The following is a 21,891-nucleotide window of genomic DNA, read 5'->3' as shown; positions in this document are numbered from 1 at the left end:
TCGGCGCCCGGCACCGGGGGCGGGGCGTCGGCGCCCGGCATGAGCGGGGCCTCAGCGCCCCGGCACGAGCGGGCGTCAGCGCCCCGGCATGAGCGGCGCGTAGTCGGCGACGGTCAGCGGGTCGCGGGAGAACGAACCGTCGGCCCGGGGCACGTCCAGCGGCCGGCCGTCCCGGCGGAACGAGACCCGGTCCACGTCGTCGCGGGCGGTGAGCGTGCACACGATCTGGCCGAACGCGAACACCTCGTCGCTGCGCCCGGTCTCCTCACCGGCCGCGCGGACGTCCACCTCGGCCAGGGCGCCGTTCACCCGGGCACCGGCCACGACGACCGTTCCGGGCAGCGCGCTCGTGAGCCCCGCCTGCCGTTCCTTCTCCGTCGGCCCGGCCAGCAGGTGTTGGAGCTGGACCTCGACGCTCGGCAGGACGTCGACGCGGCGCACGGTCCGGCCGAGCTTGTCGTCGCGGACGAAGCAGAGCGTCTCCTCCACCCGTCCGGAGGCGGTGGTGGGACTCGCGGTCGCCGGGGTGGGGAACGGGCCCGGGGGCTGCGCGACCGGACGGGGCGCGTCGTCGACCGGCACGCCGCACCCGCCGAGGGCGAGGACGGCGAGCAGCAGCCCGGCTGACCGGCGGCTCACGGCAGCGCCTCCGGCAGTTCGACCCGGAAGCGGGCGCCGCCCCCGGGGCGGTCGTCCACACCGGCGCGTCCACCGTGGGCGGCGGCGTGCTGGGCGACGAGCGCGAGCCCCAGACCGGTCCCGTCGGTGCCGGCGCGGGAGCGGGCGGCCCGGCCCCGGACGAAGCGGTCGAAGATGACCTCACGGTCGGCGGCGGACACTCCGGGGCCGGCGTCGTCCACCTCCAGCACGCCGGTGTCGGGTGGGCGGGTGGACAGGCGCACGGCCACCGGCCCGCCGCCGTAGCGGATCGCGTTGTCCAGGAGGTTCAGCAGGATCTGCTCGACGCGCCGGCGGTCCACCAGCCACTCGGCGGTGGACCCGGCCACGACGCTCACCAGGCCGTCCGGGAGCCCCCGCGCCCGGCAGGTCTCCCGGGCGAGCGTCGCCACGTCGACGAGTTCCCGCTGGGCCGGCTGTTCGGTGCGGGCCAGCTCGATGAGGTCGTCGACGAGCCGCTGGAAGCGGGAGACCTCCTCGGCCACGAGCCGCGCGGCCGTGGCCGTACGGTCGTCGTGGCGCTCGCTGCGGCGGGTCAGGACGCTCGCCGCGGCGGCCAGGGTCTGCAACGGCGAGCGCAGCTCGTGGCTGACGTCGGCGGCGAAGCGGCGGTCCCGCTCGATGCGCTCGACCAGTTCGTCGACCATCCGGTTGAACGAGGTCGACAGGCGGGTCAGGTCGGGGTCGGTGGTGGTGTCCAGGCGCGTGGTGTAGTCACCGGCCGCGATCCGCTCGGCGGCGTCGGCCACCGCGGTGAGCGGACGCACGCTGTGCCGGGTGGCGTACCAGCCGAGCGCCGCGCCGGAGCCGGCCGTCATGATGGCCACGGCGGTGAGCGTCAGCGCCAGCACCTGGAGCGTCTGGGCGACCTCGCGCAGCGACGTGAGTTCGTAGTAGCTGGTCGTGTCCGACAGGGGGACGCCGACCAGCAGGGTCGGCTGCCCGGCGACGGTGATCCGCTGCACCCCGGCCTCCCCGCCACGGACGAGGCGTTGCAGCGCGTCGGGCACCGGGCTGGCGTCCGTCTCGGCGGTGCGCCCGTACCAGCGACCGTCGCGGTGCAGCAGCGGCCGGCGGCTGCTGCCGGTGTCGAGGGAGCGCAGCACCTCCACCACGTTCGGGTCGTCGGTGTCGAGGCCGCTGCGCACGACGGCCGCGTCGAAGTACGCCGCGCGCACCGCCGTCCGCTCGCGTTCCTCCAGCAGCGAGCGCCGCGTCAGGTCGTACGAGAAGAGCGCCATCGACGCGGCCAGCAGCAGCGCGCCGATCGCGAACCCGGCCGTGACCCGGGCGCGGAGGCCGAGGCGGGTCATCGTTGCAGCTTGTAGCCCAGGCCGCGGAGGGTCACGAGGTGGCGCGGGTTGGCCGGGTCCTCCTCGATCTTCTGTCGCAGCCGTCCCACGTGCACGTCGACGAGGCGTTCGTCGCCGGTCTCGTACCCCCAGACCCGCTGGAGCAGCTGCCGGCGCGACAGCACCCGGCCGGCGTGCTCGGCCAGCTCGCACAGCAGGCGGAACTCGGTGCGGGTCACCGGCACGACCTGTCCCCCGTGGCGCACCTCGCCCGCCTCCGGGCTGACCTCCAGGTCACCGAAGACCTGGCTGCTCACCGCGCCCGCGCGGCCCCGCCGGCGCAGGGCGCGCAACCGCGCCGACAGCTCCTTGATCGCCACCGGCTTCACCACGTAGTCGTCCGCGCCGGCCTCCAGCGCGGCCACGATGTCGTGCGTGTCGTCCCGGGCGCTGATCACGACGATCGGCACGTCGTCGTCGCGGCGCAGCTGCCGGATGCACTCGAACCCGTCCATGCCGGGGAGCATCAGGTCGATGAGCACGTACTCCGCCGGGTCGGACCGCTGCCGCCGCAGCCCCTCCTCCGCGGTCGCCACGCCGTACGCCCGGTAACCCTCCTCCTCGAGTGCGAGCAACAGCGCCAGCCGGATACGGTCGTCGTCCTCGATCACCAGCACGGCCGTCATACGGGCATCATCCCCGCTCACCGTTGCCGCGCCCAACCGCGGCCGCCGCCGACGGAATTTGTCACACAACTGTCATGGGATCGCGCGACCACCTCCACGGTCGTCACCGACGGTGGTAGTCGTGCCCGGCCGGTGGGCGGCGGCGGCCGCGCCGGCGGCGGTCGTGCCGGGCGGGCCGCGAACCACCCGGCGGCCGGCGGGACGGCGGTGGCCGCCACGCTCGGCGGGTGCGGCGAAGGAGGACACGTGAGCGGCACCGCACTGGTCAGCGCACTCGTCGTCGGGCTCGCCATCGGCGTGGCCGGCCGGTGGGCGGTGCCCGGGCGCCGCGCGCCCCTGTGGCTGACCCTCGCGTTCGGCGTGGCCGCCGCGCTGCTCGGCTCGATCGTGGCGCGGCTGGCCGGCGCCGACATCGACGCGCTTCCCACGCTGCGGCTGGCCGTCCAGACCGGCTGCGCCGCGGGCGCCGTGCTGCTGGCACTACTGACCGCCGGTCACCGCCGCGGCGCCTCCACCGTCCCGAACGCCTCCGGCGCCGGCCGCCGCCGCTGACGCCCCACCCCCACCGCAGGACACGGCCGTCCCCGCACCCCCGGGACCGGCCGGCGAGGACGAAAGGACCCGCGATGACAGTCGTACCTGCGGATCACCTGATGACCCTGATCTGCGACGGCTGTGGCGACTCGATCACCGGCGCGGCGCCGGTCCTGCCCGACGCCGAGGTCGTCTGGACGTTGGTCTTCTCCAACGGGTGGCTCGGTTCGCCGTTCGCCTCCGGGCCGCACCACTGCCCGCGGTGCAGCCTGCGTCTCTCCGAGGACGACGGGAGGGGCCCCGGCGGCCGCGCCGGCGACCGGGAGCGGGCGCTCGGGATCGACTATCTCGAGGAGGTCGGCGAGGAGCCGCCCGCGCTGGCGGAACCCGACCCGCCGGAGGGGGTGCGGCGGGCCCTGCGGGAGGCGGTCGACGACGGCGACCGCGTCCTCGTCGACCTCAGCGAGGTGGAGGTCATCGACTCCGTGGGGCTCGGCCTGCTCGTCCGCGCCCACCAGGAGGCCCGCCAGCGCGGCGCGCGGCTCTGCCTGGTCGCGCCGTCCCGTTTCGTCCTGACCGTCCTGCACACGATGCGTCTCGACGGGATCTTCCCCGTCGTGGAGAGCCGCGCGGCCGCCCCGCGCGGCCTGGCCGACTCCGCCCCAGCCCGCCCCCGACGTCCCTGAGCGCCCCGCCGCCCCCATGCCCACCGGAGGATCCATGCTGCCGCCCTGGCCCGACGACTCCCTGTACCGCTACCTGCAGGGGCCGGAACCGGAACCGACGAGCGACGACGCGCGGCTGGCCGCGCTCGTGGCCCAGCGGTTGGCCATCGACTGGACCACCCGCCACCAGCACATCGAGGTCGCCGTGCAGAACCGCGTGGTGATCCTCACCGGGACGGTGACCCGTCCGGAGGTCCGGCAGGTGGCCGGCGACCTCGCGTGGGACGTCCCGGGCGTCCACGACGTCTGCAACACCCTGCGCCCGCCCGGCCGCCGGCGCCACCGCGGGTGAGCGCCTTGTCCATCACCTCGGTGACCCGTTCGACGGGCACGGTGGTCCTGGTCCTGCGGGGGTCGGTGGGCACCGCCGACGTCGACTCCTTCCGGGCCGCGCTCGCTGACGCGCTACGGGCGCACCGCCCGCCCGAGCTGGAGATCGACTGCTCCGGGGTGTTCGAACTCGATCCCGGCGTCGCCGGGCGGATCGCCTCGACCATCTGGGCGGCGGCGCCCGGGGCCACCCGCGTCACCGTCGTCCGCGCGCCGGCCGCGCTGCGCCAGCAGCTGCGCCTCTGCGGCGGTGCGGGCCTGCTGGCCTGAGCCGCGAGGCGGTCGAGAGCGCGCCGGGTCAGCCGCGCGAGGGCTCCCCGGCCACCGCCGGGGCGCGGTCCCGGCCCGGCCCGGTCCACCTGCCGGCCGCGTCCACCTGCCCGTCGGGACCGCGGCCCGGCCGGGGATCGCGCGGCCGGTGTGGTGGATCGCGCGGCCGGCGGGGTAACCGGGCCACCGGGGGTGGGAGACGTGCCGTTCGACGAACGACGGTTCCCAGCGGGTGCCGGCGACGGCCCCCGCCCCCACGTGCTGCGGGAGTACGGCCTGCTCGCCGACGGGCACCGGGGAGCGCTGATCGGCCCGGAAGGGGACGTGTCCTGGCTCTGCGCCCCCGGCTGGGCGGACCCGCCGGTCTTCAGCAGCCTGCTCGGCGGGCGCGGCAGCTACCTGGTGTCGCCCGCGAACCGCAGGTTCGTCTGGGGCGGGCACTACGAACCGGGCTCGCTCATCTGGGTGAGCCGCTGGGTGACCACCGACGGCATCGTCGAGTGCCGGGAGGCCCTGCTGTTCCCTGGCGACGCACGGCGGCTGGTGCTGCTGCGCCAGATCCGCGCGCTGGACGGTGAGACGGCCGTCCGGGTGCGCCTGGACCCCCGCGCCGACTTCGGCCGGGAGCCGCTGCGCGACGTCCACCGGGACGGCGACCGGTGGACGGCCCGCACCGGCGGCCTGCACCTGCGCCACACCGGCGGGGCGGCCCTGCCGTCCGGCGACGCCGGCCAGCTCGACGGCGAGCTGCGGGTTCCGGCCGGCGGCCGCCACGACCTGGTGTTGGAGGTGTCCGCGGCGCCGCTGGACGGACCCGCCCCGGATCCGCTCGAATCGTGGCGGATCACCGAGCACCGCTGGCACGAGTCGGTGCCCCGGCTCGCCGGCGGCGCCCAGCGGGACGCCACGCTCGCGTACACCGTGCTGCGCGGCCTCACGGTGCCCCGCGGCGGGATGGTGGCGGCGGCGAGCACCGCGCTGCCGGAACGCGCCCTCGCCGGGCGGAACTACGACTACCGGTACGCGTGGGTCCGCGACCAGTCGTTCGCCGGCCAGGCCGCCGCCCTGACCGGCCGGTACGACCTGCTGGACGACGCCGTCGCCTTCCTGACCGAGCGGGTGCTGGCCGACGGCGACCGGCTCGCACCGGCCTACACGGTGACCGGCGGGCGGGTGCCGCCGCAGACCGAGCTGGCGTCGCTGCCCGGCTACCCGGGCGCGCCGGTGCGGGTGGGCAACTGGGTCGGCGGCCAGTTCCAGCTGGACGCCTTCGGCGAGGTCCTGCAGGTGTTCGCGGCGGCGGCCCGCCACGACCGGCTCGCCGACGACTCGTGGCGGGCGCTCACGGAGACCGCCCGGACCATCGAGAAGCGGTGGCGGGAGCCGGACTCGGGCATCTGGGAGCTGCCGGCCCGCCAGTGGACGCATTCCAAGCTGGCCTGTGTGGCGGGGCTGCGGGCCGCCGCCCGGGTGGCCCCGCCCGCGCTGGCCGGCCGGTGGGCGGCGCTGGGCGACGCGATCCTCGCCGACGCGGCCCGGCACGGGCGGCACCCGAGCGGGCGCTGGCAGCGGGCGTACGACGACGAGCGCGTCGACGCCGCGCTGCTGCTGCCCGGCATCCGGGGCGCGTTGCCGGCGGACGACCCGCGCACCGAGGCGACCCGGCGGACGGTCCTCACCGAGCTGGCCGAGGACGGCTACCTGTACCGGTTCCGGCCGGACGCCCGTCCGCTGGGGGACGCGGAGGGAGCCTTCGTGCTGTGCGGGTTCGCGGCCGCGCTCGCCGCGTGGCGGTGCGGTGACGCGGTCGGGGCCACGCGCTGGTTCGAGCGCAACCGGGCCGCCTGCGGGCCGCCCGGGCTGTACAGCGAGGAGTACGACGTACGCCAGCGGCAGCTTCGCGGCAACGCGCCGCAGGCGTTCGTGCACGCCATGATGCTGGAGGCGGCCATCACCCTCGGCCAGGCCGTGCCCTGCCGGCCCTGAGCCGCCGGGCGTGTCCCCCGCCCGCGCTCAGGCGACCCGGTACTCGTCGGCGCGCTCGGTGCGCAGCCGCAGGCCGTTGCCGGGACGGTCGAGCGGCACCGGCGCCGTGCCGCCGGTCGCCGGCACCGTGCCGTCGAAGAGCAGGGACTCGATGCGGACGTGGTCGTGGAACCACTCGAGGTGCCGCAGGTTCGGCGTGGCGGCGGCGACCGCGAGGTGCTGGTGCGGGGCGCAGTGCGCGGAGACCTCCAGCCCCGCGGCGGCGGCCACGGCGGCCGCCCGCAGGAACTCGCTGATCCCGCCGCAGCGGGTCACGTCGATCTGGAGGCAGTCGACGTACGGGGCCATCCGCTGGAAGTAGACGAGGTCGTAGCCGTACTCGCCCGTCGCCACGTCGGGCCGGACCCGGTCCCGGACCTGCCCGAGGCCGGCCAGGTCGTCGGAGCTGACCGGCTCCTCGAACCAGCGCAGGTCGAGGTCGGCGGCGGCCTGCGCGACCCGGATCGCCTGCTTGCGCTGGTACGCGCCGTTGGCGTCGACGTACAGCTCGGCGTCGTCGCCGATGCTGCGCCGGGCCGCCGCCATCCGGGTGACGTCCCGCCGCACGTCGCCGCCCCACGACTCGCCGATCTTGATCTTCACGCGCGGGATGCCCTGCTCGTGAACCCAGCCGGACAGCTGCCGGTGCTGCCGCTCGGCGTCGTAGGTGGTGAACCCGCCGCTGCCGTAGACGGGGACCGCGTGCCGGGCGACGCCGAGCAGCCGCGCCAGCGGGAGCCCGTGCCGGCGGGCCTTCAGGTCCCAGACCGCGCAGTCGGCCGCGGAGAGCGCGAGGCCGGCCACACCGGGCCGGCCGGCGTTGCGCAGTCGACTCCGCATGGCCGACCAGATCAGCGGCACGTCGTCCGGGTCGAGGTCGGCGACGACCGGCGCGAGCAGGTCCGTCACGATTCCCGCCACCGCGCGCGGCCCGTACGTCCAGCCGAGGCCCGTGTGCCCGTCGGCCTCGGCCGTGGCGAGCACGAGCGTCGTGCCCTCCCAGGCGAGCGTCCCGTCGCCCTCCGGCGCGTCGGTCGGCACCCGGTACGCCCGCGCGCCCAGCCGCGTCATCCGTCCCCGCGCCGGCGTGCCCGCGCCGCGAGCCCGGCCACCGGGCCGAGCGCCGCGAGGCCGACCGCGCCGGCGGCGAGAAGGCGCGCCGCTCGCGACGGTGGCGCGGGGCGTTGCGCCCACTCCCGTTCGGGCCGGGGCGGCACCCGGTCGGTGTGCAGGGCGGCGCGCAGCAGCTCGGCGAGGTGGATGGCGCCCCGCCCGCCGGAGTCGCCCTGCGCGATCTGCGTCCGGCAGCTGAAGCCATCGGCGAGGATGACGTCGGTGTCGGCGGCGTCGCGCAGGGCGGGCAGCAGCACGCGTTCCGCGCAGGCCTCGGACACCTCGTAGTGCCCGCGCTCGAAGCCGAAGTTGCCGGCCAACCCGCAGCAGCCCGAGTCCAGGAAATCCGCCCGCACGCCGGCGTCGGTCAGCACGGCCCGGTCGGCGTCGACGCCGAGCACCGCGTGGTGGTGGCAGTGCGTCTGGATGAGCGCGTGCGCGGGCAGGTTCGGCGGCCGCCAGCCCGGCGAGTGGTCGCGCAGCAGCTCGGCGAGCGTGACGGTCTGCAGGCGCAGCCGGCTGACGTCGTCGTCGTGGGGGAACAGCTCGTGGGCGTCGCTGCGGAACACGGCCGTGCAGCTCGGTTCCAGGCCGACGACCCGGGTGCCGGCCCGCAGGTGGGGTCGCAGCACGTCGAGGGTCCGCCGCAGCGCCCGCTTCGCGACGCCGAGCTGGCCCGTCGAGATCCAGGTCAGGCCGCAGCAGACGGGCCCCTCGGGTACGCGCACCCGCCAGCCGGCGGCCTCCAGCACCTCGACCGCCGCGCGGGCGACGCCCGGGTGGAAGTGGTTGGTGAAGGTGTCCGGCCACAGCAGCACGTCGCCGCGGGAGCCGTCACCGCCGGGGGCCCGTCGGGCGAACCACCGCTGGAACGTCTCCGCGGCGAAGGCGGGAAGCTCGCGCCGCCGGTCGATCCCGCCGGCCAGCTTCGCGAGGCGGCCGACGCCGGGCGCCTGGGCGAGCGCGTTGACCACGCCGGGGGCGAGCCGCGCGGCGGCCGCGACCACCGGCAGCCACCCCATCGAGTAGTGCGGCAGCGGGCGGAGCCGGCCCGCGTAGTGGTGGGACAGGAACTCGGCCTTGTAGGTGGCCATGTCGACGTTGACGGGGCAGTCCGCCTTGCAGCCCTTGCAGGCGAGGCAGAGGTCGAGGGCGTCGCGGACGGCGGTCGACCGCCAGCCGTCGGCGATGGTGCCGCCCCGGGCGGTCCCGTCGAGCATCTCGAACAGCAGCCGGGCCCGGCCGCGGGTCGAGTGCTCCTCCTCCCGGGTGACCATGTAGGACGGGCACATGACGCCGCCGTGCGGCCGGCGGCACTTGCCCACCCCGACGCAGCGCAGGACGGCCTCGCCGAAGCTGCCGCCGTCGTCCGGGTACGCGAAGACGGTGCGCACCCCGCCGTGGTCGTAGTCGACGCCGAGCCGCAGGTGGCTGTCGAGCGGGTACGGCGGCACCACCTTGCCCGGGTTCATCCGGTCGTCCGGGTCGAAGATGGCCTTGAACTGGCCGAACGCCCGCACGAGGCGCTCACCGTACATCTTCGGCAGCAGCTCCCCGCGGGCCTGCCCGTCACCGTGCTCCCCGGAGAAGGAGCCGCCGTACGAGACGACCAGGTCGGCGGCGCGTTCGAGGAAGGACCGGAACCGGCGGATCCCGTCGGCGGTGCGCAGCTCGAAGGGGATCCGGCTGTGCACGCAGCCCTGGCCGAAGTGCCCGTAGAGGGACGCCTGGTCGAGCCCGTACTCCCGGTACAGCCGGTCGAGGTCGCGCAGGTAGTCCCCGAGACGGTCGGGGGCCACGGCGCTGTCCTCCCAGCCCGGCCAGGTGTCCTGGCCGCCGGGGACGTGGGCGGTGGCGCCGAGGCCCGACTCGCGGACCTCCCACATCCGCTTCTCGTCGGCCTCGTCCGCGAACTCGTGCACCCGGGGGCCGCCCTCGCGCGCGACGGCCGCGATGAGCCGGTCGGCCGCCGCCCGGGCCTGCGCCTGGTCGTCGCCGCCTAACTGGATCATCAGCCAGGCGCCGCCCTCGGGCAGTTCGCGCAGCGCCGCCGGGTGCAGGCTCTTGCGCCGCTCGAAGTCGATCAGCTTGTCGTCGATGCCCTCCAGCGCGATCGGTTGGTGCTCCAGGACGCGCGGCACGTCGTCCCCCGCCGCCGCGATGTCCGGGTAGCTGAGGAAGACCAGGGACTGTGCCGGTACCACGGGCACCAGCCGCAGGCGGGCGCGCAGGACGGTGACCAGCGTGCTCTCCGAGCCGACGAGCGCCTGCGCCACGTTGAACGTCTTCTCGGGCAGCAGGCTGTCGAGGTTGTAGCCGGACACGCGGCGGGGAATCCTCGGGTAACGCTGCCGGATCTCCGCCGCGTACTCGTCGCGCAGCGCCCGCAGTTGCCGGTAGATCTCCGCCTGCCGCCCGCCGCGGCGCTGGATCTCGGCGTACGCCTCGTCGCTCGTCTCCCCCACCCACATCCGGGTGCCGTCGTAGAGCAGCACCTCCATCTCGACGATGTTGTCGACGACCTTCCCGGTGCGCTGCGCCGTGGAGCCGCACGAGTTGTTGCCGATCATCCCGCCGATCGTGCAGTGGTTGTGGGTCGCCGGGCGGGGGCCGTACTCCAGGCCGGTCGGCGCGAGCCGCTCGTTGAGTGTGTCGAGCACGACGCCGGGCTCCACCAGGCAGGTGCGCGCACCGACGTCGACCTCCAGGAGACGGTGGCAGTACTTGGACCAGTCGATCACGACGGCGGTGTTGGTGCACTCGCCGCCGAGGCTGGTGCCGCCGCCGCGCGAGAGCAGCGGTGCGCCGTGGCGGCGGCACACGGCGACGGCGGCCACGGCGGCCTCGACGGTCCGGGGTACGACCACGCCGAGGGGCACCTGCCGGTAGTTGGACGCGTCGGTGGAGTACGCGGCCCGCGAGCCGGCGTCGAAGCGCACCTCCCCGTCGACCTCGCCGCGCAGGTCGGCGGCCAACGCCCTGAGGTCGACGTCCCGCACCGGCTCGGGCGTCCGCAGGACCGGCGGGGGCAGCAGGCCGGTCATGACCGCAACTCGTTGATCTTGTCTCGGGCGACGCTGGCGAGCGTGGCCACCTTGCGGGGCTGACCGCGCAGGAACGCCTCGGTGAAGTGCTTCGCCTGCTCGTAGCGGACCTTGCCGGGCATCGGCGGCTCGTCCGCGTTGACGTCGCAGTCGACGAGCGCGGGACCGGGGTGCGCCAGCGCCTCCGCGATGGCGCCGGGCAGGTCCTTCGGGTCGGTGACCTTCACCCCGTAGGCGCCGCACGCCCGTGCCCAGGCGCCGAAGTCGGCCTCCGGCCGCAGGTGCCGCACGGCGTACTCCGGGTAGCCGAGGATGATCTGCTCCCACAGGATCTGGCCGTACGCGTTGTTGTTGTTGACGACCACCTTGATCGGCAGCTCGTTGCGTACGGCCGTGAGGAACTCCGCCATCAGCATGGCGAAGCCGCCGTCGCCCACGAACGCGATGACCTGCCGGTTGGGGTACGCGTGCTGGATGGCGATGGCGTACGGCAGGCCCGGCGCCATGGTGGCCAGGTTGCCCGAGAGGTAGTACTCGCGGTCGCCGCGGATCGTCCAGTGCCGGGCCGACCAGGTGGCGATGGTGCCGGAGTCGCAGGTCAGGATGGCGTCGTCGGCCGCCGCCTCGTCGATGCAGCCCATCAGGTACTGCGGTGCGATCGGGTGCCGCCGCGGGTCGCGCAGGCTCGCCATGTCGGCGCGCCACTCCCCCATCTTCCGCTGGTACTTCTCCAGGAAGGACCGGTCGGTCCGGCGGTCGACGAGGGACAGCAGGTGCCGCAGCGCGAGGCGGGCATCGGAGCAGACACCGGCCGTCACCGGCAGGCGCATGCCGATGAGGCTCGGGTCGACGTCGATCTGCACCACCCGCGCCTGCCCGGGCGACGGCAGGTACTTCCCGTACGGATAGGAGGTGCCGACCATCAGCAGCGTGTCGCACTCTTCCATCAGCTCCTCGCTCGGGCGCGTCCCGAGCAGGCCGAGGCCCCCGGTGGTGAGCGGGTGGTCGTCGGGCACCACCTGCTTGCCGGGCAGGGTCTTCACGATGGGGCTGGCCAGCGCCTCCGCCACGGCGAGCACCTCCTCGCGCGCGCCGCGGGCGCCCACCCCGACGAGCATGGCGATCCTGCTGCCCTGCCGCAGCACCTCGGCGGCCCGCGCGATCTCCTCCGGATCGGGCGACAGCCGCGGGTAGGCCATGTTCGCCGCGCTCTTGGGCGGCGTGCCGGGGCTGACGTGCCGGTAGGGGTCCTCGCCGATCGGCGCCACCTGGAGGTCGTTGGGGAAGGTCAGGTGCGCCACGGTCCGCTTCCCGAGCGCGTTGCGGATGGCCAGGTCCACCACGGCCGGCATCTGCTGCGGGTTGGTGACCATCAGGTTGTACGCGGCCACGTCCTGGTAGAGGTGCGTGGTGTGCACCTCCTGCTGGTAGTGGGAGCCGAGCACCGACGTCTCCTGCATGCCGGTGATGGCCAGCACCGGCACGTGGTCGAGCTTCGCGTCGTAGAGCCCGTTGAGCAGGTGGATGGCGCCCGGGCCGGAGGTGGCCGCGCACACGCCGAGCCGGCCGGTGGCCTTCGCGTAGCCGGTGGCCATGAAGGCCGCCGCCTCCTCGTGGTGCACCAGCACGAACCGCAGCTTGTCCCGGTGCCGGCGGAAGCCCTCCATGAGGCCGTTGATGCCGTCGCCGGGCAGGCCGAAGACGGTGTCCACCCCCCACTCGACCAGCCGCCGGGCCAGGCTCTCGCCAACGATCTCCTGCACGTCGTCCTCCTGGTCGTGGGACACCCACCGTCCGCCGTCGTACGCCCGCGGCGCCCTCGCGCGTCGGGGTGCCGCGGCTACCGCCATCTTCGGCGGCGCGGCGCGCGGATCGGCAGAAACGGGGTGAATTGCGCCCAGTCGGTGCAGGAGGTGCGGCGGCCGAGCCGGGACTCAGCGCGGCGACCGTCGGCCGGCGGTCGCGCCGGCCGGCAGCACCCGGGAGGCGGTCTCGGCCACGGCCCCGTCGACCCGGTCGGCGAGGCGGGCGGACCCCCCTCCCGCCGCGTGCAGCTGGTTGAGGCCGAGGCGGCCCAGGACGGCGGCGGCCGCCAGGTAGCCGGCCGTCATCCCCGCCGCCGCCAGCTTCTTGGGCAGGAAGGACTCCAGCATCCGGAGCACGGTCGTGGACGCCGCGCCGACGCCGAGCACGGCGCACGCTCCCGCCGTGCCGAGCAGCACGAACCCGACCCCGGCCGGGCGGAGCGCCCCGACCAGTTGGCCCCGCACCGCCCGCACCTCCGCCCGCACGACGTCGGCCACGCTCTCGGCCACGATCTCCACGAGGCGGTCGGGCGCGACGACCCGCCCGTCCGCGCCCGACCCACCTGCGACGGCGTCGCTCATCAGACCTCCCGTTGGCTCGTTCCGGGCCGCCTGCGTACCCGGCACGGCCGTCGGCATTCGGCCGCCTTCATGGCCCGGTACGACGAGCGCGAGATGGCGGCGATCGTCGACTACCTCGACAGCACCGTCCGCGTCCTGCGGGAACAGACGGCACGGCTCACCGCCGGCACGTGACGGCCGCCCGAACCGTCGTCACCGGGTCACCTCGCGGCCGGGCAGCCCGACGATGAGCACGACACCGACGGTCAGGTGCAGCAGCACGAAGGTCGCCACCGCGCCCGCGCCGACACCGCCCAGCGCTCCCACCAGGGAGATCAGCAGGACCACCACCGCGATCGTGGTCCACAGCGCCCGGGCCCGGGTGGTGACCCGCTCCAGCAACGCCAGCAGTCCCCACCCGGCCAGCGCGGCCAGGGCCGCCGCCACCGCCACCGCCGTCACCGACACCGCCCGCGTCGACGCCCCCGTGCGCGCCGCCAGGTCGATGCCGGCCCCCCACCGCACGGTCGCGTACTCCGCCACCGCCAGCACGACCGCGCCGGCCGTCACCGCGGACCGACGCACCAGAATCCTCGTCATGGCGGCAGTCTGTGTCCGCGGGCCGGCGCGGCACATCGCACCCGACGCCGCCACGGGTACGCCCACCAGGCCGCACGCCTCCTACCAAAGAAGGTGGTGGGGCGCGACGGCGCCCCGCTAGCCTGCGCCCATGCACGCCGTCACCCGGGCCCTCTGCCCACCCTGGATGCGGCGCCGGGTCTGGGTGGTCCTCTCCACCGTGGCGCTCGGCCTCCTCGTCGGGACCGGCCTGTACGCCAGCGTCGGCTCGGGCACGCCGGCGCTCGTCTGGGCCGACGTCACGCTGGCGGTGGTCGCCGTCGCGCTCGTACCGCTGGTCATCGCCCGGCCGTTGGCGGGCGGGGTGCTCGGCGGACTGCTGGTGGCCGTGTCACCGGTGGTCACCCCGGTGGCGAGCTTCGCGGTGCTCTTCACGGCCCGCCGCCGCCCGTTCCGGCAGGCCCTCGCGGTGGCCCTGCTGGGAGCCGCCGGGGAGGCCGTGCAGGGCGCGTGGCGACCCATGCCCGGCCTGTCGTACGGGTGGTGGTTCCTGTTGATGACGGTCGCCTTCGGGGCGCTGCTCGGCTGGGGCACCTGGGCGCAGGCGCGGCACGCCCTGCTGGAGGCGCTGCGCGACCGTGCCCGGCGCGCCGAGCGGGAGCAGGAGCGGCGGGTCGCCGAGGCGCGCGCCGCCGAACGGACCCGCATCGCCCGGGAGATGCACGACGTGCTGGCCCACCGGCTGTCACTGCTGGCCGCCGCGGCCGGTGCGATGGAGTACCGGCCGGACGCGCCGCCGGAGCGGCTGAGCGCCGCGGCCGGCGTCATCCGGACCAGCGCTCACCAGGCCCTCACGGAACTGCGCGAGGTGGTGACGCTCCTGCGCGGCGACGATCCGGACGCGCCGGTGGACGAACCGCTCGGCCAAACCCTCGCCGACCTGCCCCGGCTGGTGGAGGAGGCGCGGGCGGCCGGTCAGCGCGTCGAGATCGACGACGTGCGCGGGCCGTCGGTCGAGCCACCGGCGCGGACGGGTCGCACCGCGTACCGGATCGTGCAGGAGGCGCTGACCAACGCCCGCAAGCACGCCGACGGCCACGCGGTCACCCTCGCCCTCGCCGGCGCGCCGGGGTCGGGACTGCGCATCGCCGTCCGCAACGGGACCGGGGGCGGGCCCGCGGCCGGGGGCCCATCCCCGGCCGGCCCGGGCAGCGGGCTCATCGGTCTGGCCGAGCGGGCGGCGCTCGCGGGCGGCCGGCTGACCCACCACGTCGACGACACCGGCCGCTTCCACCTCGACGCGTGGCTGCCGTGGTCGAGGTGACGGGCCCGATCCGGGTCGTCGTCGTCGACGACGACCCGCTGGTCCGGGGGATGCTGACGATGATGCTCGACGGCGCGGACGGCATCGCCGTCGTCGGTGAGGCGGCCGACGGCGACGAGGCGGTCACCGCCGTGGACCGGCACACCCCGGACGTGGTGCTCATGGACATCCGGATGCCGCGGGTCAGCGGCATCACCGCCACCGAGCGGCTGCGCCGGCGCCCCCGGCCACCGGAGATCATCGTGCTGACCACGTTCGACACCGACGACCACGTGGTCCGGGCCCTGCGCGCCGGCGCCAGCGGTTTCCTGCTGAAGGACACGCCGCCGGAGCGGATCAGCCAGGCCGTCCACGCCGTCGCCGCCGGGATGCCGATCCTGTCGCCCAGCGTCACCCGCCGGCTCATGCGGCACGTCGCGTCCGGAGCCGAGGCCTACGAGGAGGCGCGGGCCCGGTTGGGCCTGCTGACCGAGCGTGAACGCGACGTGGTCGTGGCCATCGGGCAGGGACGCTCCAACGCCGAGATCGCCCGCGATCTGCTGATGAGCGTGACCACCGTGAAGGCGCACGTCTCGCACATCCTCACCAAGCTGGACCTCACGAACCGTACGCAGATCGCGCTGCTGGCCCACGACGGCCGGCTCGTCTGACCGTGCCGGGGTGAGCCGCCCGCCCCGGTGCCGGGGCGCGGATCCACCGGCCGCCGTCCGCCGCACCGGCCCGGTCCGGCACCGCGCATCCGGCGGCGGGGCGGCGTGGCGCGCGGCGGTCATGCTGGAAGCATGATCCGTTTCGTGCTGAACGTGCTGTGGTTGATCTTCGGCGGCGGCATCGTCCTCGCGATCGGCTACGGCATCGCCGCGCTGGTCTGCTTCGTCCTCGTCGTCACGATCCCCTTCGGCGTCGCCGCCCTGCGACTGGCGCTCTACTCGCTCTGGCCCTTCGGGCACACCCTGGTGCCGAAGCCGGGCGCCGGCCTCGCCTCCGGGCTGGCCAACGTCCTGTGGGTGGTGCTGGCCGGCTGGTGGCTGGCCCTGTCCCACCTCGTCGCCGGCGTGGCGCTCTGCCTCACGATCATCGGGATCCCGTTCGGCGTCGCCAACTTCAAGCTGGTCCCGGCCGCGTTCTGGCCGCTGGGCCGGGAGGTCGTCGCAACGCCCTGACCCTCGGGCGCCTCGGCCGCCGCGCCGGCGTGGCCGAGGCCACACCCACTGGCCCGGAGGCCCGCGAGTGGGCCACCCCACCCGCATCGACGCAGCCTGACGCCGTACGCTCCCTCGGCGTCGCCCCGCCCGGCCGGGCGCGCCGGCGTGGTCGGCGCGCGACCCCTCGTGCGGAACGGGACGATGGGCGTCACCGCATACCACACGCAACCACCGCCCCGTTACCACCTGTCACGAATGTGGCACGGATCGCACCCGGCGCCATGGTCGGCGGCTCGGGAAGGGGTCACTATTACCGGGTTGTTACGGAATTCGCAGGCTCCCCGCTTGCGAAGGATCCTCTGGTCCGAATAGGTTGCCGACGGCAACAAACCCCGGTCCGGGCCAGACTCGTTCCGGAGGCATCAATGACGATGGCGAGGTGGTACGAACGATGAGCGACGTGCCCATCCTCCTGGAGATGCGCTCCATCACCAAGGAGTTCCCCGGGGTCAAGGCCCTGTCCGACGTGAACCTGGTGGTGCGCGCCGGCGAGATCCACGCGATCGTCGGGGAGAACGGCGCCGGCAAGTCGACGCTCATGAAGGTTCTGAGCGGGGTCTACCCGTACGGCAGCTACGACGGCGCCATCTTCTACCGCGGCGAGGAGATGCGCTTCGGGGACATCCGGGCCAGCGAGCGGGCCGGGATCGTGATCATCCACCAGGAGCTCGCCCTCATCCCGCACATGTCGATCACCGAGAACATCTTCCTCGGCAACGAGCCCCGCAAGGGCGGCGCGATCGACTGGAAGGCCGCGAACCGGCAGGCGCTGGAGCTGATGGCCCGGGTCGGCCTGCGCGAGGACCCGGACACCCTGATCAAGGACATCGGCGTCGGCAAGCAGCAGCTGGTGGAGATCGCCAAGGCGTTCGCCAAGGACGTGAAGCTGCTCATCCTCGACGAGCCGACCGCAGCGCTGAACGAGGACGACTCGCAGCACCTGCTCGACCTGCTGCGCGGCTTCCGCGAGCGGGGCATCACCTCGATCATCATCTCGCACAAGCTGAACGAGATCGAGGCGATCGCCGACCGGATCACGATCATCCGCGACGGCCGGACCATCGAGACGCTGGACGTCAAGGCCGACGGCGTCAACGAGGACCGGATCGTGCGGGGCATGGTCGGCCGCGAGCTGCACAGCCGCTTCCCGGACCACACGCCCAAGATCGGCGAGGTCTTCTTCGAGGTCCGCGACTGGACCGTCCGGCACCCGATCTCCGCCGAGCGGCTGGTCGCCAAGCACTCGAACTTCGTCGTCCGCCGGGGCGAGATCGTCGGCTTCGCCGGTCTCATGGGCGCCGGACGCACGGAGCTGGCGATGAGCGTCTTCGGCCGCTCCTACGGCGTCTACGAGTCCGGCACGATCATCAAGGACGGCAAGGAGATCGTCCTCAAGACGGTGGCGGACGCCATCCACCACGGCCTCGCGTACGTGAGCGAGGACCGCAAGGCGATCGGCCTCAACCTGCTCGACGACATCAAGACGTCGACGGTGGCCGCGAAGCTCTCCAAGATCACCCGGCACGGTGTCCTCGACCAGGTCAAGGAGTACCGGGCGGCCGAGGAGTACCGGCAGAGCCTGCGCATCAAGACGCCGACGGTCGACGACGGCGTCAACACGCTCTCCGGCGGCAACCAGCAGAAGGTCGTGCTCGCCAAGTGGATGTTCACCGACCCGGACCTGCTGATCCTCGACGAGCCGACCCGCGGCATCGACGTCGGGGCCAAGTACGAGATCTACGGCATCATCCAGCGGCTCGCCGACCAGGGGAAGGGCGTCATCGTCATCTCCTCGGAACTGCCTGAGCTGATCGGGCTCTGCGACCGCATCTACACGGTGTCGGAAGGCACCATCACCGGCGAAGTCGCCCGGCAGGACGCGGACCCGGAGACCCTCATGAAGCTGATGACCTCCTCGAAGAAGATGCAGACACGATGAGCCGACTGAAGGACCTTCAGAAGAACCTCTTCGGAGGTACCACCTCCAACGCCCGTCAGTTCGGGATGATCTTCACGCTGGTCGCGATCGTCGTCCTGTTCCAGATCCTGACCGACGGCCTGACCCTGCGATCGGACAACCTGATCGCGCTGTTCCAGCAGAACTCGTACATCCTGATCCTGGCCATCGGCATGCTGATGGTGATCGTCGCCGGGCACATCGACCTGTCGGTCGGCTCCGTCGCCGCCTTCACCGGCATCCTGGTGGCGAAGTCGATGGCGGACTGGAACCTGCCCTGGCCCGTGGCGATCCTCTTCGGCCTCGCCATCGGCGCGGTCATCGGCGCCTGGCAGGGCTTCTGGGTCGCCTACATCGGGGTGCCGGCGTTCATCGTCACCCTGGCGGGCATGCTGCTCTTCCGCGGCGGCAACCAGTTCATCGGCAACGCGAACACGATCCCGGTGCCCGAGGGCTTCCGCGTGATCGGCTCCGGCTTCCTGCCGGAGACCGGGCCGAACACCGGCTACAACAACCTGACGCTGCTGCTCGGCCTCGCCGGCTGCATCGCGGTGGTGTGGCGGGAGCTGCACGCGCGGCGGGTCCGCCGGGAGATGAACGCCGAGCCGATCCCGATGTGGATCTCGATCCTGCGGATGGCCGTGATGGTCGGCGTGCTCGTCTTCGTGACGCTGCGCTTCGCCAGCGGCCGCGTCGGCACGAGCTTCCCGGTCTCCGGCATCATCCTGGTGGCGCTGGTGCTCGCGTACTCCTTCTACACCCGCAACACGGCGGGTGGCCGGCACATCTACGCGGTGGGCGGCAACTCCCGGGCCGCGGAGCTGTCCGGTGTGAAGCTCAAGCGGGTCAACTTCTACGTCATGATGAACATGTCGATCCTGGCCGCGCTCGCGGGCATGATCTTCGTGGCCCGCTCGGCGGCCTCCGGGCCGCAGGACGGCAACGGCTGGGAGCTCGACGCGATCGCCGCGGTCTTCATCGGCGGCGCGGCCGTCTCCGGCGGCATCGGCACCATCAGCGGCTCGATCGTCGGCGGTCTGGTCATGGCCGTGCTCAACAACGGCCTGCAGCTCATGGGTGTCGGCGCCGACCGCGTCCAGATCATCAAGGGCCTCGTCCTGCTGCTGGCCGTCGCGCTCGACGTCTACAACAAGCGCCAGGGACGCTTCTCGGTCATCGGAAGCATCACCCGCACCTTCCGGCGGGACACGCCAACGGCACCCCCGTCCTCCTCGGGGGCCGAGCGCGAACCCGCCAAGACCCCGGTCGCCGGCTGACGACCGCCGGACCGCAACCGCACCATCCTCACGAAAGGCAACCACCCCAATGCGCAAGTTCCTCGGCAAGTCGGTGGCCGTCGGTGCCATCGCCATGCTTGCCCTCACCGCCTGCGGCTCCGGCCGCGACGAAGGCTCCAGCGGCTCCGGAAGCGGCGACGCCAAGGGCTTCCCGGCCAACTCGCTGATCGGTGTCGCCCTGCCGGCCAAGACCTCGGAGAACTGGGTCCTCGCCGGTGACCTGTTCACCAACGGCCTGAAGGAGGCCGGCTTCCAGGCCGACGTGCAGTACGCGGGCGCGTCGACCACCGTCGCCGACCAGCAGGCCCAGATCACCGCCATGGTCACCAAGGGCGCCAAGGTCATCGTCATCGGCGCGACCGACGCCGCGCAGCTGTCGACCCAGGTCGCCGCCGCGCACCAGGCCGGCGCGAAGGTCATCGCGTACGACCGCCTGATCCTGAACACGCCGGACGTCGACTACTACGTCGCGTTCGACAACTTCAAGGTCGGCCAGCTCCAGGGCCAGGCCCTGCTGGACGGCATGAAGGCCAAGAAGCCGAACGGCCCGTACAACATCGAGCTGTTCTCCGGCTCGCCGGACGACAACAACTCGAAGGTCTTCTTCGAGGGTGCGATGAGCGTCCTCAAGCCGGAGATCGACAAGGGCAACGTGGTCGTGGCCTCGGGTCAGACCGACATCAAGCAGACCGCCATCCAGGGCTGGAAGGCCGAGGGTGCGCAGGCCCGCATGGACCAGCTGCTGACCTCGACCTACGGCAACAAGGAGCTGGACGGCGTCCTCTCCCCGAACGACACGCTGGCCCGCGCGATCATCACCTCGGTCAAGGGCGCCGGCAAGCCGATCCCGGTCGTGAGCGGCCAGGACTCGGAGGTCGAGTCGGTCAAGTCGATCATGGCTGGCGAGCAGTACATGACGATCAACAAGGACACCCGGAACCTGGTCAAGCAGACCATCGAGATGGTCAAGGCCCTCCAGGCCGGCAACACCCCGCAGGTGAACGACACCAAGTCGTACAACAACGGCGCCAAGGTGGTCGACACCTACCTGCTGCCGCCGGTCGCCGTCACCAAGGCGAACGCGGCTGAGGCGTACGCGAACGACCCGAAGCTCGCGCCGCTCACCAAGTAGGTACCGCAACACGACGTCGGGTCCCGGAGCTCTCCGGGACCCTTCGTCGTCCTGGCGAGCGATCGGACCCGCGGGAGACGAGAGGAGGCGCTGATGCACCGACTGCTGTCCGGTCTCCACCGGGGCGGAGGCGTCCCGTCCGTCCCGGCGCCCCCGGTGTCCGGCGCCAGCCAGGAGGAGATCCGCCGGCAGAACCTGGGCGCCGTGCTGCGGTACGTCCACGTGCACGGCCCCACCAGCCGGGCCGAGCTCACCGCGCGGCTCGGCCTCAACCGCAGCACCATCGGGGCCCTCGCGGCCGACCTCGCCGCCGCCGGCCTCGTCACCGAGGAACCGCCCGCCACCGTCCGCCGGGCCGGGCGCCCGTCGCTCGTCGTGAGCCCCCGGACCCGGGTGTACGCGCAGGCGCTGAGCATCGAACCGGACCGGCTGCGCGCGGCCCGCATCGGCCTCGGCGGGCGCATCCTCGACCTGCGGGAGACCGACCGCGACGCCGGGGCGTCCGCCCTCGACGCCGTCGCCCCGCTGGCCGCGCTCACCGAGGAGATGACGCGGGCCGTGGAGCCCGACGCGGTCCGCGCGGGCGTGGCCGTCGCGGTGACCGACACGAGCCGCGACCGCGACGGGCGGGTACGCATCGGCGGCCCCGACGAGGCCCTGCGCGCGGCGCTGGACGCCGCGTTCGCCGCCGGCCCCGCCGTCCTCGCCGGCGACCTGGCCGACATCGCCGGGCTGGCCGAACACGTCCGGGGCGTGGCCGCGGGCGTCGACGACCTCGTCTACCTGCACGGAGGCGCCGGCGTGAGCGCCGGGATCATCATCGGCGGCCGGCTCGTCATGGGGCACGGCGGCCGCAGCGGCAAGGTCGGCCACATGGTCGTCAACCCCGGCGGCCTGCCCTGCGAGTGCGGCTCCCGCGGCTGCTGGCAGACGGAGATCGGGGAGGCGGCGCTGCTGCGGCACGCGGGCCGCGACCCCGGCTCCCCCGACGGCGTACGTGAGGTGCTGTGCGCGGCGGCCGCCGGAGACCCGGTGGCCCGGGCCGCCGTCGAACGCGTCGCCGACTGGCTCGGCTTCGGCGTCGCGAACCTCGTCAACGTGGTCAACCCCGACACCGTGGTGTTCGGCGGCTCGCTCCGCGACGTCTACACGGCCGGGGCCGACACGGTGCGTCGCCGCCTCGACGAGCTGGCCCTGCCCGTCTCCCGCGAGCACGTGCAGTTGCGGCCGGCGGCGCTCGGCCGCGACGCCGCCCTGATCGGCGCCGCCGAACTGGCGTTCGCCCACCTGCTGGCCGACCCGCTGAACGTCGGGAATCCGGCCTGACCCGTCG

20 protein-coding genes are annotated in these 21,891 nt (G+C 73.9%); 12 read left to right on the top strand and 8 right to left on the bottom strand.

Features of this window, described 5'->3' with window-relative positions; translation table 11 throughout:
- Nucleotides 1-75 precede the first annotated feature (75 nt).
- Genes OG994_RS05170 through OG994_RS05160 form a run of 3 tightly spaced genes read right to left on the bottom strand, consistent with a single transcriptional unit; the run spans nt 76 to nt 2,656 of the window.
- Nucleotides 76-639, bottom strand: coding sequence for a GerMN domain-containing protein (locus tag OG994_RS05170; protein ID WP_328852373.1), 564 nt, complete (start codon nt 637-639; stop codon nt 76-78).
- Entirely contained in the window at nt 636-1,991 is a 1,356-nt protein-coding gene (locus OG994_RS05165; RefSeq protein WP_328852372.1) for a sensor histidine kinase, read from the bottom strand. Before OG994_RS05165 ends, OG994_RS05170 begins: the two co-directional genes overlap by 4 nt.
- Nucleotides 1,988-2,656, bottom strand: coding sequence for a response regulator transcription factor (locus tag OG994_RS05160; RefSeq protein WP_120326426.1), 669 nt, complete (start codon nt 2,654-2,656; stop codon nt 1,988-1,990). Before OG994_RS05160 ends, OG994_RS05165 begins: the two co-directional genes overlap by 4 nt.
- Nucleotides 2,657-2,902: 246 nt before the next feature.
- On the opposite strand from OG994_RS05160, the gene OG994_RS05155 reads away from it, so the two are divergent.
- The 5 genes from OG994_RS05155 (at nt 2,903) to OG994_RS05135 (ending at nt 6,501) form a co-directional block, all read left to right on the top strand.
- Complete coding sequence (locus tag OG994_RS05155) at nt 2,903-3,208, top strand: hypothetical protein (RefSeq protein ID WP_120326691.1); 306 nt, start codon at nt 2,903-2,905, stop codon at nt 3,206-3,208.
- A gap of 74 nt (nt 3,209-3,282) precedes the next feature.
- A complete protein-coding gene (locus tag OG994_RS05150; RefSeq protein ID WP_328852371.1) occupies nt 3,283-3,876 on the top strand; it encodes an STAS domain-containing protein in 594 nt (197 codons plus the stop codon).
- Between the two features lie 34 nt (nt 3,877-3,910).
- Entirely contained in the window at nt 3,911-4,207 is a 297-nt protein-coding gene (locus OG994_RS05145; protein WP_328852370.1) for a BON domain-containing protein, read from the top strand.
- 5 nt (nt 4,208-4,212) lie between these two features.
- Nucleotides 4,213-4,515, top strand: a complete 303-nt coding sequence (locus OG994_RS05140; RefSeq protein WP_158610054.1) for an STAS domain-containing protein — start codon at nt 4,213-4,215, stop codon at nt 4,513-4,515.
- A gap of 201 nt (nt 4,516-4,716) precedes the next feature.
- The gene (locus OG994_RS05135; RefSeq protein ID WP_328852369.1) at nt 4,717-6,501 is read left to right on the top strand and encodes a glycoside hydrolase family 15 protein; all 1,785 of its coding nucleotides are present in this window, start codon (nt 4,717-4,719) and stop codon (nt 6,499-6,501) included.
- Nucleotides 6,502-6,528: 27 nt separating this feature from the next.
- Here OG994_RS05135 and OG994_RS05130 read toward each other — a convergent pair whose 3' ends face one another.
- The 5 genes from OG994_RS05130 to OG994_RS05110 all read right to left on the bottom strand — a co-directional run bounded on the left by OG994_RS05130 (nt 6,529) and on the right by OG994_RS05110 (nt 13,663).
- The gene (locus tag OG994_RS05130) at nt 6,529-7,611 is read right to left on the bottom strand and encodes an enolase C-terminal domain-like protein (RefSeq protein ID WP_328852368.1); all 1,083 of its coding nucleotides are present in this window, start codon (nt 7,609-7,611) and stop codon (nt 6,529-6,531) included.
- On the bottom strand, nt 7,608-10,697 hold the full coding sequence (locus tag OG994_RS05125; protein WP_407942564.1) for an FAD-binding and (Fe-S)-binding domain-containing protein: 3,090 nt from the start codon (nt 10,695-10,697) through the stop codon (nt 7,608-7,610). The genes OG994_RS05130 and OG994_RS05125 overlap by 4 nt, the downstream gene beginning before the upstream one ends.
- Nucleotides 10,694-12,460: a thiamine pyrophosphate-dependent enzyme gene (locus OG994_RS05120; protein ID WP_328852367.1), complete on the bottom strand. Its 1,767-nt coding sequence runs from the start codon at nt 12,458-12,460 to the stop codon at nt 10,694-10,696. The genes OG994_RS05125 and OG994_RS05120 overlap by 4 nt, the downstream gene beginning before the upstream one ends.
- Nucleotides 12,461-12,631: 171 nt before the next feature.
- Complete coding sequence (locus OG994_RS05115) at nt 12,632-13,084, bottom strand: phage holin family protein (protein ID WP_328852366.1); 453 nt, start codon at nt 13,082-13,084, stop codon at nt 12,632-12,634.
- A gap of 192 nt (nt 13,085-13,276) precedes the next feature.
- Entirely contained in the window at nt 13,277-13,663 is a 387-nt protein-coding gene (locus OG994_RS05110; RefSeq protein WP_328852365.1) for a DUF6069 family protein, read from the bottom strand.
- Nucleotides 13,664-13,793: 130 nt separating this feature from the next.
- Between OG994_RS05110 and OG994_RS05105 the strand changes: the two genes are divergently transcribed.
- From OG994_RS05105 to OG994_RS05075, 7 genes are all read left to right on the top strand, one after another.
- Nucleotides 13,794-14,966 (top strand): sensor histidine kinase, encoded by a 1,173-nt coding sequence (locus OG994_RS05105; RefSeq protein ID WP_328852364.1) that lies wholly within the window; start codon nt 13,794-13,796, stop codon nt 14,964-14,966.
- Nucleotides 14,954-15,616 carry a response regulator transcription factor gene (locus tag OG994_RS05100; RefSeq protein ID WP_328853664.1) on the top strand — a complete coding sequence of 221 codons (663 nt, stop codon included), beginning with the start codon at nt 14,954-14,956 and terminating at the stop codon, nt 15,614-15,616. The genes OG994_RS05105 and OG994_RS05100 overlap by 13 nt, the downstream gene beginning before the upstream one ends.
- A gap of 132 nt (nt 15,617-15,748) precedes the next feature.
- A complete protein-coding gene (locus OG994_RS05095) occupies nt 15,749-16,129 on the top strand; it encodes a YccF domain-containing protein (protein WP_120326432.1) in 381 nt (126 codons plus the stop codon).
- A 433-nt stretch (nt 16,130-16,562) separates the two neighbouring features.
- The gene (gene mmsA / locus OG994_RS05090; protein ID WP_120326433.1) at nt 16,563-18,110 is read left to right on the top strand and encodes a multiple monosaccharide ABC transporter ATP-binding protein; all 1,548 of its coding nucleotides are present in this window, start codon (nt 16,563-16,565) and stop codon (nt 18,108-18,110) included.
- Nucleotides 18,107-19,405, top strand: a complete 1,299-nt coding sequence (gene mmsB / locus OG994_RS05085) for a multiple monosaccharide ABC transporter permease (RefSeq protein ID WP_120326434.1) — start codon at nt 18,107-18,109, stop codon at nt 19,403-19,405. The genes mmsA and mmsB overlap by 4 nt, the downstream gene beginning before the upstream one ends.
- Nucleotides 19,406-19,454: 49 nt before the next feature.
- Nucleotides 19,455-20,558, top strand: a complete 1,104-nt coding sequence (locus tag OG994_RS05080; RefSeq protein WP_120326435.1) for a substrate-binding domain-containing protein — start codon at nt 19,455-19,457, stop codon at nt 20,556-20,558.
- A gap of 93 nt (nt 20,559-20,651) precedes the next feature.
- Nucleotides 20,652-21,884 carry an ROK family protein gene (locus tag OG994_RS05075; protein ID WP_328852363.1) on the top strand — a complete coding sequence of 411 codons (1,233 nt, stop codon included), beginning with the start codon at nt 20,652-20,654 and terminating at the stop codon, nt 21,882-21,884.
- The last annotated feature ends 7 nt before the right edge of the window (nt 21,885-21,891 follow it).

It is taken from the genome of Micromonospora globbae (genome assembly GCF_036184225.1).
Taxonomy (GTDB): domain Bacteria; phylum Actinomycetota; class Actinomycetes; order Mycobacteriales; family Micromonosporaceae; genus Micromonospora; species Micromonospora globbae.
This window is presented reverse-complemented; position numbering and strand designations above follow the sequence as displayed.